Raw genomic sequence first — 13,267 nt, forward strand, 5'->3', positions numbered from 1 at the left:
AATATCTAGTCCATTAAAAAATTTAAATTTTCCATCCTTCAATAATCCTTTGATTTTGTAATCATTTTTAATTTTTCCATTTTGATCTAAGTTAAGATTTAGATCTAAAATTACATATCCTTTTTTAATGAAAGTTTCCAAAATTAATAATTCTGGTTTGTTACTTGTGGCTCTTATAAATTTAACAAAATCCTTTAATAATATTGACTTTGTTGCCACCTCAAAATTAGAGGAAACTAATTTATTTTTAAAGATAGAATCAAGTGATACTTGAGTTTTTATGTATTCAAGCTCAAGTGGTCTATTTGCATAATAGATCTTTGCACCAATAGTTTTTGCATTTATTTTAAGTTTAAGTGGATCAAGAATTAATTTTACTTTTTTTAAAGATACATTTAAATTATTATTGCTTTGAGCAACTGTGTCTTTTATCTGCTGATTAAATTTGTCAGTTTCTATTCCAACAATGCTTAAATAAAATATTAGTGATATTAAAAATCCTAGTAATAATAAAAAGTATTTAAAAATATTTATTTTCATTTAATTTTGTAAAGAGATTGTTCTAAAAAATCATCTAATTCTCCATCAAGAATTTTATCTGGACTTGTGCTTTCAAAATTTGTTCTGTTATCTTTTACCAATCTATAAGGTTGCAAAACATATGATCTTATTTGATGCCCCCAACCAATTTCTGATTTACTGTTTTCTGTACTTTGATTCTCCTCTTCTCTTTTTTTAATTTCAAAATCGTACAATCTTGCTTTTAACATATTCATACAAGTTTCTTTATTTTTATGTTGCGATCTTTCATTTTGACATTGGACTACTATTTTAGATGGAATGTGAGTAATTCTTACAGCGCTATCAGTTGTATTTACATGCTGTCCACCAGCACCACTTGATCTATAAGTATCTATTCTCAAATCTTTCTCTAAAATCTCAATATTTATATTTTCATCCACTACTGGGTAAATCCAGACACTTGCAAAACTTGTGTGCCTTCTTGCTCCTGAGTCAAATGGTGAAATTCTAACTAAACGATGAATACCCGACTCTTTTTTCAACCACCCAAATACATAATCACCTTCAATTTTTATTGTTGCCGATTTAATACCAGCTTCATCTCCTTTGTGTTCACTAATTAAATTTGATGTAAAACTTTTTTTATCAGACCACTTCAAATACATTCTTCTCAACATATCTGCCCAATCTTGACTTTCAGTGCCTCCAGCACCTGCATGTATTTCTATATAGCAATCTAATGAATCTGCTTCGTCTGATAAAAAACATTTGATTTCGTTTTTTTTTACTTCTTTTTTTAAATCCTTAATATTTTGTAAAGTTTCTTCCTGAACTGCTAGATTGTTTTCCTCTAAAGCAAGCTCATTCAAATCATCAAAATCATTTAATTTTTGGATAGACTGATTTAAAGAATTTACTAAGTCTTCGTAGAGTTTTTTCTCTTTTATAACTTTTTTTGAATTATCTTTATCTTGCCAAAAATTGGCATCTAACATTTGAGAATTTAATTTTTCAAGTTTTGAGTAAATTTTATTGTTTTCAAAGATACTCCTTAATTCTTTGATTAATCTTATTTATTTCTTCTTTGTAATTTTGGTAATTGTTATCCATTAGTAAAACTTTAGTATGTTGTTTATATCTATTCTATCAGAATTTGAATAAAGAACTTTACCATCTACAACATTTTTCTTTTTAAAAACCTCAATTATTGTATTTTTAGATGTGAATTTAGCTTTTTGGCCTGTTGAGGGATCCACAACCATCATAATTGTATTTTTTGCAGCTTTAAATGGTCTGGCCTCAGACTTTTTGACAGAATTTTTTATAAAATTTTTAAATATAGGTAGAGCCGTTTTTGATCCTGTTTCAAATTTACCAAGTGGTGTTGGGCTATCCATTCCTACATAAACACCTACTAACAAGTTTGATGTAAAACCAATGAACCAAGTATCAGTATTATTATTCGTTGTTCCAGTTTTTCCTGCTATATTTAGTTGTAAATCTCTTAATTTTTTTGCGGTTCCTCTTTGAACCACCCCTTCAAGTATTGACGTCATTTGATATGCGGTTTCTTCGGAAAAAATTTGTGTAAATTTATTTTTTAACTCAGGATAATCATCACTAAGATAGGATATTGCATCACAATTTACACAAGATCTCTTATCATTATTATAAATAGTATTTCCCTCACTATCTTGAATCCTGTCAATCAAAACAGGTTCAACAAGTTTTCCTCCATTAACAAAAACAGAATAAGCGGATGTAAGCTGCAACAAAGTAGTTTCAGCAGAACCTAAGGAAATTGACAATAGTTCCTCAGGATTTTCGTAAATTGACAGTTTTTTAGAATAGTTGATAATTTTGTCTAACCCTAAATCTTGAGCTATTCTAACTGTCATTAGATTTCTTGATTTCTCTAACCCAGTTCTAATTGTAGATGGACCGTAAAATTTTTTTCCATAATTTTCTGGTTTCCACAACTTTAAATCATCTCCTTGATCTAACACTAAAGGTGCATCCAAAACTAATGATGTAGGTGTGTAATTATTTTCTAAAGCAAGAGCATAAACAAATGGTTTAAATGCAGACCCTGGTTGTCTTTTCGCTTGAGTGGCTCTATTAAACTCACTTTTTTTAAAACTAAAACCACCATTAAGAGCCAAAACTCTTCCTGTATAAGGATCCATTACAACAATTCCTCCATTTATTTTTGGCAATTGTTGTAAGCTATATTTTTTATCTTTTATTTGTTTCACATAAATTATATCGCCAATTTTCAATAATTGGTTAAACTCTTTTTTTGTCCAAGAAATATCTTTATATTCAATAACACCATCATCTTTATCAATCGTTTCTACAATTGCTGAAAATTTATTTAATTTTTTTACAATTGCTAATTTCCAATTAATTGATTTTTCAAGTTTGTATTTATCTAAATCTTTGTACCAGTTCGAATTGTAAGGTTTGTTAATTAGTGCTCCCCTCCAACCTTTTCTCTGATCATAGGAAATTAATCCAGATCTTAGTGAATTAGTTGCAATTTTTTGTAAATCTAAATCTATTGGAGTATTGATATTTAGACCTTGTTTATAAACTTTATCATAAGTCAAACTTTCTATGACATTTTTTCTAACGTCTTCAATATAATATTGCGCATCTTCTAAGTATATTTTTTGTTTTTTCTTTAATTTAATTTCCTGATTGCTTAATTTTTCTAACCATTCAGATGTTATATAATTATTTTCATATAAATTTTTTAAAACTAAATTTCTTCTAAATTTTGCTAAATCTTTATCTCTATAAGGATTGTATTTACTGGGTGCTTTAGGCAAAGCAGCTAACAATGCAGCTTCTGAATAATTAAGTTCTCTTATAGATTTATCAAAATATTCCAAACTTGCAGCAGCTACACCATAGGCTCCACTACCAAGATAGATTTGATTTAAATAAAGTTCTAATATCCTTTCTTTAGACAACGCTCTCTCAATCCTAAATGCTAAAATTGCCTCTTTTATCTTTCTATTTAGACTTACTTCATTTGTTAGTAAAAAATTCTTTGCTACTTGTTGAGTAATAGTTGAGGCACCCTCCAGTCTTTTAGAAGCGATTATATTTGAAATATTATTGATAACTGCTCTTAGAACACCTTTCGCATCTACACCGGGATGAGAGAAAAAATTTTTATCTTCTGCAGATAAAAATGAATTAATTACATTTTTTGGTATAGCGTTGTAAGGAACAAAAACTCTTTTTTCTTTTGAAAAATCTGCAACTAATTCTCCATTTCTTGAATAAACTTTGCTCGAAACTGGGGGCTTATAACTCTTTAGAAATTTATAATCCGGGATATCATTGGAGTATTTCCATAAAATACTAAATATTAAAATACCCAATAATATTAAAATAGTTGAGGAAAATAATAGAATATTTTTAAATAATTTACTCATTTTATTTCCATTATATCTTGGAATTTGTTAAAGATAAGGCATCAGAATTAAACAAAATTTATTACTAAAAAAATTAATGAACTTAATGATCAACATATTATGGAAAAAAATTTATATATCGATGCATCACATCCAAATGAAACTAGAGTTGTACTTAAATCAGGTGAAAATATTGAAGACTACGAGTACGAAGGTTTAAAAAACAACTTAATAAAAAATAATATTTATTTAGGTAAGGTAAGCAGGATTGAACCTTCGCTCCAAGCAGCTTTTGTTGACTTTGGAAGAGAAAGACATGGATTTTTATCATTTAATGATATTCAGTCAGATTATTATCAAATACCAAAAGCTGATCTTGAAAAAATAAAAGAAGAAGAAGAAAAAGCAAGGGAAGAACTTTCTAAGCAAGTTGAGGCAAAAGAAGAAGAAAATATTGCTGAGGGCAAACTTGAAATAGATGATCCAATAGAGGAAAAGGTTGAAAATTTAGAATCTGATAAAGAGGAAATAGAGATAAAAGAAAATTCAGATACAGAGGAAAAAACTGAAAAAAAACCTGAAAAAAAATTCAAATTTAAAAGATACAAAATTCAAGAAGTAATCAAACCTAATCAGGTAATTCTTGTACAAGTCATCAAAGACGAGAGAGGTCAAAAAGGTGCTGCACTAAGTACATTTATTTCAATCGCAGGAAAATACATAGTGTTAATGCCAAACACACCTAAAGGTGGTGGAATTTCTAGAAAAATATTTAATCCTGCTGATAGAAAAAAAATTAGAACTATTTTAAATGAAATTGAAATTCCTAAAGAGATGGGTTTAATTGTAAGAACAGCAGGAAGCAACAAGACAAAAAATGAAATCAATAGTGACTTAACAACTCTTATTAATACTTGGGGACAGATAAAAGATAATGCAATTAACTCTATAGCTCCATCTTTAATTCATCAAGAAAGTGAAATAATTAAAAGAACTTTAAGAGATATGTACGATGATAGTACTAATCAAATTATTGTTGAAGGAAATGAGGGTTATAAAAAAGCCCAATCTTTTATGAAAACAATGATGCCATCAAGTGTAAAAAAAGTTAAAAAATATAGAGGAAGAACACCGCTATTTATTGAGGAAAATATTGAACAAAAATTAAATCAAATTTTTGACTCAGAAATTAAACTCAAATCAGGAGGATATTTAGTTATTAATCCTACAGAAGCACTTGTATCGATAGATATTAACTCTGGTAGCTCAATTAAAGGTAAAAATGTAGAGAGTACAGCCTTAGACACAAATATTGAAGCAGCAGAAGAAATTGCGAGACAAATAAAAATAAGAGATTTATCAGGATTAATAATTATAGACTTCATTGATATGCTGAGTTTTGGCAATCGACGCTTAGTAGAAAGAAAGCTTAAAGAAAAATGTAGATCTGATAGAGCAAGAATTCAAATTGGAAGAATAAGTAATTTTGGTCTTTTAGAAATGTCTAGACAAAGATTGAGGGAAAGTGCTGTTAAATGGAAGGTAACTTTAACAGACGAGTCTTTTGCTCAAAAATTATTAAAAATTGTTGAATTAAAGGCTGTAACTAATAAAGCAAAATTTGTTGAAGTAAAAGTCTGCGAAAAAATTTCAGATTTTCTAAAAGAAAATTTTGTTAATGATTTAACTTACTTTGAAAAAAAGAATAAAATGACAATTGATATCATCAGTGACAATACTCTGATAATTCCAGAATATATTATAAACATTCAGAACAAATCCAAAAAAACTATTGAACTTGTTGAGCATTATGAAAAATTAAAAAACTTAGAAACCCAAAACAAAGAAGATAAAATTTCTCAAAAAAAAGAAGTAAAAAAAATAAAAAACAATTATAAAAAAAAGAAATATTATAAAAAAACTAAATAATACCTTTTAGTGGAGAAGAAGGATTTCCCATCAAGGTTTTATCTATTCTTCCTGAGTTGTATGATTGTCTTCCAGCTATAACAGCATTTTTAAATGCTAGAGCCATATCAAATGGTTTTTTTGCTTTCGCGATTGCAGTGTTTACCAATACTCCATCACAACCCAGTTCCATTGCAATTGTAGCGTCTGAAGCTTGTCCAAGACCTGCATCAATTATCAATGGAAGTTTTGTTTGTTTCCTGATTATTTGAATATTAATTTTATTTTGTATTCCTAAACCTGATCCAATTGGTGCTGCTAGTGGCATTATCGCAGCAGCTCCAACATTTTCTAATCTTTTTGCCATTAATGGATCATCGTTACAATAAACCATAACTTTAAACCCCTCTTTGGTAAGAACTTCGGTAGATTTCAAAGTTTCAATCATATCTGGAAATAAATTTTCCTTATCTCCTAAAACTTCTAATTTAACTAATTTCCACCCACCAATTTCTCTTGCTAACCTCAAAGTTCTAAGAGCTTCTTTAGAATTAAAACAACCCGCTGTGTTAGGTAAATAGGTAATCTTTTTTGGATCTATATAATCCATCAACAAGGGTTTGTTTTTATCAGAAATATTTACTCTTCTAACTGCAACAGTTACTATCTCTGCTCCTGATAATTTGATAGCTTTGGCACATTCAGACATCGTTTTATACTTTCCAGTGCCAACAATTAATCTAGATTTAAATTTTTTTTTAGCAATGATGAGATTATCTTTTTTCATATTACCCTCCTCCTATAAAATGAACAATCTCAATTTTGTCGTTTTGATTTAATTTAATTTTGTTAACATTTTTTTTATCTATTATTTCTTCATTAAGTTCAATTGCTACTTTTTTCATAGGAATTTTAAGGTGTTTTATTAAATCTGAAAGTTTATATGTTTCAGAAATTGATCTGTTCTTACCATTTACTTTGATTTTTATTTTTTTCATCGTATATAAAAGCTGAATGAATAATAAAATAATTATTATTAACGGTCCAAATCTTAATCTATTAGGTGAAAGAGAACAATCACAATATGGATCAGGTAACTATGAACAACTTAAAGAAAATTGTTTAAAAAAATCAAAAGAAATTGGGCTTGACTGTGAATTTATCCAATCAAATTTGGAGGGAGATTTAGTAAATACAATTCAAGATGCACGTAAAAATTATGATGGAATGATTATAAATGCTGCTGCATTTACACATACTTCAGTTGCAATAAGAGATGCTCTTGAATTGTTCAAGAAACCAATAATTGAAATGCATATATCAAACATATATAAAAGAGAAGAATTTAGACATAAATCACTTATTAGTGGAGTTGCAACAGGTGGAATTTTTGGATTAGGCACTGAAGGATATATTTTAGCCATAATTTCATTACAAAAGCTTTTACAAAAATGAAAATAGATAAAAACATAATCAAAGAACTTAGTAATTATTTGGATGAATTTAATTTAACTGAAATAGAAATTACTGAAAAAGATACTAAAATTAAAGTTTCAAAAAATAACGTATCAATTAGCAATCAAACAATTCCAGCATCTGTAAACAATACAAATTTAACTGCTTCTTCCCAATCTACTGAAAGCGTTAAATCTGGTACAGAAATTACTTCTCCAATAATTGGAACCGCTTATCATGCGCCAGAACCCGGGGCAAAAAAATTTGTTGAAGTTGGTAAAAAAATTAAAAAAGGTGACACAATAATGATTGTTGAAGCAATGAAGACAATGAATCACGTCCCATCCACGCATGATGGTGTTGTAAAAGAGATTTGTGTTGATGATGGTCAGCCAGTTGAGTTTGGTCAAACAATTCTTATTTTAGAATAATTAATGTTCAAAAAAATTTTAATTGCAAATCGTGGAGAAATTGCAGTTAGAATTATAAGAGCATGTAAAGAATGGGGTATTGCAACTGTAGCAGTGCATTCAGATGTTGATAGAGAAAGCATGCATGTAAGAATGGCAGATGAAAGTGTCTGCATAGGTTCTCATCAACCAGCAAACAGTTATTTAAATATTCCTGCATTAATGTCTGCAATAGAACTGACTAATGCAGATGCTGTTCATCCAGGATATGGCTTCTTATCTGAAAATGCTAACTTTGCTAAAATTTTAGAGGAAAATAAAATTAAATTTATTGGTGCATCTTCAAAACACATCGAAATGATGGGAGATAAAATTCAAGCTAAAAGAATAGCTAAAGAAAATGGTTTACCAGTTATCGAAGGATCTGAAGGCGGTGTTAGGGATATTAATGAAGCAAAAGATCTTTGTAAAAAAATTGGTTTTCCTGTTCTAATTAAAGCCTCAGGTGGAGGTGGTGGAAAAGGTATGAAAATAGTACATAAAGAGGAAGAATTTGAAACATTGTTTTCTACTGCTAAATCAGAGGCACAAAAATACTTTGGAAACGACGAGGTATATATAGAGAAATTCTTTCAAAATCCAAGACATATAGAAGTTCAAATACTCGCAGGAAAAAATAGAGTTGTGCATTTGCATGAAAGGGATTGCTCTGTTCAAAGAAGACATCAAAAACTTATTGAAGAAACTCCTAGTCCTGTTTTGAATGATGAAATTAGAAAAGATCTTTTTGAAAAAACTGTAAAAATGGTCTCTAAAATTGGGTACATGGGGGCTGGTACAGTCGAGTTTATCTATGAAGATGGAAAGTTTTACTTTCTTGAAATGAATACAAGAGTTCAAGTAGAACACCCTGTTACAGAAATGGTGACAGGAGTAGATATTATCAAAGAACAAATTTGGATAGCATTTTCTGAGGAAACAGCATTAAAACAAAGCGATATTAACCCAAGAGGTCATGCTATTGAATGCAGAATAAACGCTGAAGATGCTAGTAAAAATTTTCAACCATCTCCAGGCGTTATAAGTATGTGTCACCAGCCATCTGGATTTAGAACAAGAGTAGATGGAGCTATATTTCAAGGTTACAAAGTTACTCCATATTATGACAGTATGGTTTGTAAGTTAATTTGTCATGGACGAAATAGAACAGAAGCTATTCAAAGAATGAATAGATCTTTGGATGAATTTGTAATTGAAGGTATTACAACCACTATTCCACTTCACAAAAAATTGTTAAATCATAAAAAATTTATCAATTCAGATTTTAATGTGAGCTGGCTAGATAAAGATACTATAGTTTAATAACATTTTATTAGCCACACATCATAAATAGGATGATCAAACGGAGTTATTGAAGGGCTCGAAGAAAACATCCATCCATTAAAAACAAAAACTTCATCATTGTTTTGATTTGATAAATCTCTGACTTGTATATAAGCAGTAATTTCTGGACTATCATCAAATTCAGAATTTTTACATTTTAAACTCTGAATTGATAAGTCTTTAAATTTTAGTAATTGACCATTTTTAAGTTTTAATGAAGTATTTTTAGAACTAATTTTATCTAAAATTTTAATTTCAGTAAAAGAACCTTCGAGTTGACTATTGGAATGTGAAATAGATGTAAATAGAAAAAAGAAGATTAGTAAGTAAAGAAAAAAACTATTCTTTCCAACTAGTATATTTTTTTTTAACACCATCTTTATTTTTATTTGGATAATACGCTTCTTCGGTACCAGTTAAATTGGATTGATGAGGTTTTTGCCATTCATATTTTTCTAGCTCATGTTTTTTTTCTATTTTATTAGGTGTAAAATGCATCCATGAGTACCACTCAACTGGAATTTTAGATGCATCAATAACATCAGAATATATTACCCATCTTTTTCCTTTTTTATCTTCATAATATTTGTTTCCAAACTGATCTGTACCAGCAAGTTTTCCAAAAAAAATTGTTTTTAATCTTGTCCCAAAAGTATCTTGATTCCACCAAGTGAAAATTTTTTTAAAAAGTGTCAACATGTTATTTTATTTTTTATTTCAATTAAAAATTGTAAAAATTAAATTAGACTAAAATTTGAATAAGTATATAAATTAAAAGAATCTATTTTCAAACTAATTTTAAACTGAGGTGAAATGGCAAAATATCTTGTAGAAACTTATTACACTTGTACCTTTAAGGTAAATCATTACTTAGACGACATAAATGAAACAGAGCTTAAAAACTTGGAAAAAAGAGATGATGGTAAATTCGAAGTTTTAGATGTCAAATTAGATAATAGAAAAACTAAAAGTTTAGATCCAAATAACAAAAAAGTAGTTGAAAATAAAAAAATTGAAATTGTCTCAAAAAGTGCAAGTGAAAATTCTATAAATAAAGAAACTGTCGTTCAAAACTTAAACAAAAACTCAGAAAAAGGTGGAAAAAGATTTAGTATGCCTGACAGACGAAAAGGCTATATTCAAAAAGCTACAATTGGAGATCATAAAGTTTATCTTCATACAGGTGAATATGAAGATGGAAAAATTGGAGAAATATTTATCGACACAAGTAAAGAAGGAGAACTAGTTAAGGCATTAATGAATAACTTTGCAATAGCAGTATCTTTAGGCCTTCAATACGGAGTACCATTAGATGAATTTATAAGTGCATTCGTGGGAACAAAATTTGAACCATCAGGTAAAGTACATGGAAATGATAGAATATTGAGCGCTACCTCTATTTTAGATTATATTTTTAGAGAGTTAGCTATATCTTACCAAAATAGAGAAGATCTTGCACATACTCCTGCAATTGGTGGAAACGATACGAATGATCAAGAAAATGAAGATCAAAATCAATTATTAAAAATTGTTAAGGATATTACTAGCAAAGGATTTGTAAGAAATAACTATAAAAAAAATCTAGTTGATTTATCTGATGTTAAAATAAGTCTTAAAGGTAAAAAATAATTTTATTTTTTATTTTTTAAAGACAAGTTCAATTCTTTTAACTGTTCAGGATTAACTTCAGATGGAGCGTTCATCATCAAATCCTGTGCATTTTGGTTCATTGGAAACATTGTTACTTCTCTAATATTTTTTTCATTAGCTAACAACATAACAATTCTATCGATTCCAGGAGCAATACCCCCGTGAGGTGGAGCACCGTAACTTAATGCATTTATCATACCACTAAATTTTTCATCTACTTGCTGCTTATCGTAACCAGCAATTGAGAATAACTTATACATAAGTTCGGGTTTATGATTTCTTATAGCGCCGGAAGATAATTCAATACCATTACAAACAATATCGTATTGATAAGCCAATAGTTCTAGAGGATTTTCAAGTTCTTTTTCTGTCAAATCACCTTGTGGCATAGAGAATGGATTATGACTAAATTCAATTTTATTGGTTACTTCATCTCTTTCAAACATTGGATAATCAACTATCCAGCAAAACGCGAAAATATCTTCATCAATTAAATCTAAATCTTCTGCAATTTTATTTCTTGCCTGAGAAGTTATTTTTTCTAATTCATTTTGTTTGCCACAAGCTAGAAAAATACTGTCCCCTACTTCTGCATTAGTTAAATTCATTATTTCTTGCAATGCTTCTTTGGTGAAAAATTTTCCTATAGGTCCTTTACCAGATAACTCAGTATCTTTTTCAAATGTAAAATAAGCCAAACCTGATGCTCCTTGTTCTTTGGCCCATTTATCAATATTATCAAAAAAGCTTCTTGGTTTATCCTTAGTATTTTTTGTTATTATGCATCTTACTCTTGAACCAGATTTTACTAACTTTTTAAATATTTCAAAAGATACATCTTCTCTTGTAAATATTTCAGTAATATCATTTATAATAAGTGGATTTCTTAAATCAGGTTTATCACTTCCATATTTTAACATTGCTTCTTTGTAAGAAATTCTTGGAAACTTATCGTTTAATAATTTTTTATTCGAAAATGTTTTAAAAGTATTAACCATTAATTTTTCAACAACATTAAAAACATCTTCTTGTTCTACAAAAGACATTTCTAAATCTAGTTGATAAAATTCACCTGGACTTCTGTCTGCTCTTGCATCCTCATCCCTAAAGCAAGGGGCTATTTGAAAATACTTATCAAAACCAGATACCATAATTAGTTGTTTAAATTGTTGTGGCGCTTGAGGTAACGCATAAAACTTTCCTGGATTTAATCTACTTGGAACTAAAAAATCTCTAGCACCCTCAGGACTAGAGGATGTTAGTATTGGTGTTTGGAATTCCAAAAAACCTAATTTAGTCATTTCATTTCTAATGTGTGAAATAACTTTTGATCTTAAGATTATATTTTCATGTATTTTTTTTCTTCTTAAATCCAAAAATCTATATTTTAGCCTTATTTCCTCAGCATATTCTTGATCACTAAAAACTGGCATCGGTAATTCTTTGCAAGAACCTAGTTCTTCGTAAGTATCAATTTTTACCTCAATTTCTCCTGTGCCTATTTCTTTGTTAATTGTATCTTCAGATCGAGTTACAACCTTACCTTCGATTTTAACTACAGTTTCTAATTGAGTTTTTTCTAAGTTTGTGAAATTTTTATTATCCTTATCTATAATACATTGTGTGACACCGTAATTATCTCTTAAATCTATAAATAATAAATTGCCATGATCTCGTTTTTTATTGATCCAGCCTGAAAGAAATACTTTTTTATCAACGTCTTCTTTTCTTAATTCGTTACAAGTATGTGTTCTATATTTACTCAATTAATCTCCTAAAGCTTCTTTAATAATTTTAAAATCGATTGGTTTTTTCCTTTTTAAACTAATTTCGTCGATCTTATATATGAATTCAGATATTTTGCCATAGGATCTATCTATTCTTTTTATAATGAAATCTATTAATTTCTTATCAATTGATATCTGACGATCAGAAAGATTTTTTAATATTAGGGCATATAATAAATCATCCTCAGGCTTATCAATCTTTGATAAAATAAAATTTTTAGCTCTAGAATTTAAATCATTTAATTCAAAGGAGTAATCAACTATGGGTTTAGTTGAAGTAACAATTAAGTATTTGTTGTCTTGCTCAATATTGTTCAAAAAAGTAAATAATAACTTTTCATCAATATTTTTATTTAAATCTTCAATAATTATATTTTCATAGATTTTAATTTTTTTTAAATATTCATTACTAATATCAGCTGCGTTTATTTTAATACCCTTAAATTTATGTAGAAAAATATTAATTAAATGAGACTTTCCAGAAAATTTTTCGCCAATTAAATTTATAAAATTTTTTTCCCATTTAGGCCAACTATTCAATAATAAAAATGAAAATTCATTAGATTTAGATACATAAAAATCCTGATCTTGAAAGTTTTGTTCATAATCAAATTTTAAGATTTCTTGATTTAAAGATTTCATTCTAATACCCAAATTTTATTTTTGATTTCAAAAAAATAATCATAATCTTTCATCACATTTAAGAACTGATCTCGGGTACCATTAA

General features: G+C 28.4%; 13 protein-coding genes and 1 pseudogene. 5 read left to right on the forward strand and 9 right to left on the reverse strand.

Features of this window, described 5'->3' with window-relative positions:
• The 3 genes and pseudogenes from ACTTAY_RS05990 to ACTTAY_RS06000 all read right to left on the reverse strand — a co-directional run.
• Positions 1-540, reverse strand: a pseudogene (locus ACTTAY_RS05990) (hypothetical protein); the annotation flags it as partial.
• On the reverse strand, positions 537-1,595 hold the full coding sequence (gene prfB / locus ACTTAY_RS05995) for a peptide chain release factor 2 (protein ID WP_440672739.1): 1,059 nt from the start codon (positions 1,593-1,595) through the stop codon (positions 537-539). The gene prfB and the pseudogene ACTTAY_RS05990, both read right to left, overlap by 4 nt.
• Before the next feature lie 36 nt (positions 1,596-1,631).
• Positions 1,632-3,968: a penicillin-binding protein 1A gene (locus ACTTAY_RS06000; RefSeq protein WP_440672733.1), complete on the reverse strand. Its 2,337-nt coding sequence runs from the start codon at positions 3,966-3,968 to the stop codon at positions 1,632-1,634.
• Between the two features lie 99 nt (positions 3,969-4,067).
• Here ACTTAY_RS06000 and ACTTAY_RS06005 point away from each other — a divergent pair, with 99 nt between their 5' ends.
• Positions 4,068-5,876, forward strand: coding sequence for an Rne/Rng family ribonuclease (locus ACTTAY_RS06005; protein ID WP_440672734.1), 1,809 nt, complete (start codon positions 4,068-4,070; stop codon positions 5,874-5,876).
• Here the strand turns inward: ACTTAY_RS06005 and ACTTAY_RS06010 are convergent.
• Together ACTTAY_RS06010 and thiS are read right to left on the reverse strand one after the other, a co-directional pair.
• Positions 5,869-6,642, reverse strand: coding sequence for a thiazole synthase (locus tag ACTTAY_RS06010; protein ID WP_440614625.1), 774 nt, complete (start codon positions 6,640-6,642; stop codon positions 5,869-5,871). The two genes, ACTTAY_RS06005 and ACTTAY_RS06010, sit on opposite strands and share 8 nt — an antisense overlap.
• A gap of 1 nt (position 6,643) precedes the next feature.
• Positions 6,644-6,853, reverse strand: a complete 210-nt coding sequence (gene thiS, locus ACTTAY_RS06015) for a sulfur carrier protein ThiS (protein ID WP_440648991.1) — start codon at positions 6,851-6,853, stop codon at positions 6,644-6,646.
• A 16-nt stretch (positions 6,854-6,869) separates the two neighbouring features.
• On the opposite strand from thiS, the gene aroQ reads away from it, so the two are divergent.
• The 3 genes from aroQ to accC are packed head-to-tail and all read left to right on the forward strand — an operon-like array spanning position 6,870 to position 9,082.
• Complete coding sequence (aroQ, locus tag ACTTAY_RS06020; protein ID WP_440672735.1) at positions 6,870-7,310, forward strand: type II 3-dehydroquinate dehydratase; 441 nt, start codon at positions 6,870-6,872, stop codon at positions 7,308-7,310.
• The gene (locus ACTTAY_RS06025; protein ID WP_440672736.1) at positions 7,307-7,741 is read left to right on the forward strand and encodes an acetyl-CoA carboxylase biotin carboxyl carrier protein; all 435 of its coding nucleotides are present in this window, start codon (positions 7,307-7,309) and stop codon (positions 7,739-7,741) included. Before aroQ ends, ACTTAY_RS06025 begins: the two co-directional genes overlap by 4 nt.
• Positions 7,742-7,744: 3 nt before the next feature.
• The gene (gene accC / locus ACTTAY_RS06030; RefSeq protein ID WP_075506549.1) at positions 7,745-9,082 is read left to right on the forward strand and encodes an acetyl-CoA carboxylase biotin carboxylase subunit; all 1,338 of its coding nucleotides are present in this window, start codon (positions 7,745-7,747) and stop codon (positions 9,080-9,082) included.
• Here accC and ACTTAY_RS06035 read toward each other — a convergent pair.
• A complete protein-coding gene (locus ACTTAY_RS06035) occupies positions 9,079-9,480 on the reverse strand; it encodes a DUF2155 domain-containing protein (protein WP_440633945.1) in 402 nt (133 codons plus the stop codon). The genes accC and ACTTAY_RS06035 overlap by 4 nt on opposite strands.
• Positions 9,443-9,802: an NADH-ubiquinone oxidoreductase subunit NDUFA12 family protein gene (locus tag ACTTAY_RS06040; protein WP_075506547.1), complete on the reverse strand. Its 360-nt coding sequence runs from the start codon at positions 9,800-9,802 to the stop codon at positions 9,443-9,445. The genes ACTTAY_RS06035 and ACTTAY_RS06040 overlap by 38 nt, the downstream gene beginning before the upstream one ends.
• A 114-nt stretch (positions 9,803-9,916) precedes the next feature.
• Here ACTTAY_RS06040 and ACTTAY_RS06045 point away from each other — a divergent pair, with 114 nt between their 5' ends.
• Entirely contained in the window at positions 9,917-10,732 is an 816-nt protein-coding gene (locus ACTTAY_RS06045) for a TSCPD domain-containing protein (RefSeq protein ID WP_440672737.1), read from the forward strand.
• Positions 10,733-10,734: 2 nt separating this feature from the next.
• On the opposite strand, the gene aspS is transcribed toward ACTTAY_RS06045, so the two are convergent.
• Both aspS and ACTTAY_RS06055 read right to left on the reverse strand, forming a co-directional pair.
• Entirely contained in the window at positions 10,735-12,519 is a 1,785-nt protein-coding gene (gene aspS / locus ACTTAY_RS06050) for an aspartate--tRNA ligase (RefSeq protein ID WP_440672738.1), read from the reverse strand.
• Entirely contained in the window at positions 12,520-13,182 is a 663-nt protein-coding gene (locus tag ACTTAY_RS06055) for a DNA replication protein (protein WP_440635434.1), read from the reverse strand. It abuts the gene before it with no gap.
• Positions 13,183-13,267 lie beyond the last annotated feature (85 nt).

The organism is Candidatus Pelagibacter sp. HIMB1715 (assembly GCF_052047595.1).
Classification (GTDB): Bacteria; Pseudomonadota; Alphaproteobacteria; order Pelagibacterales; family Pelagibacteraceae; genus Pelagibacter.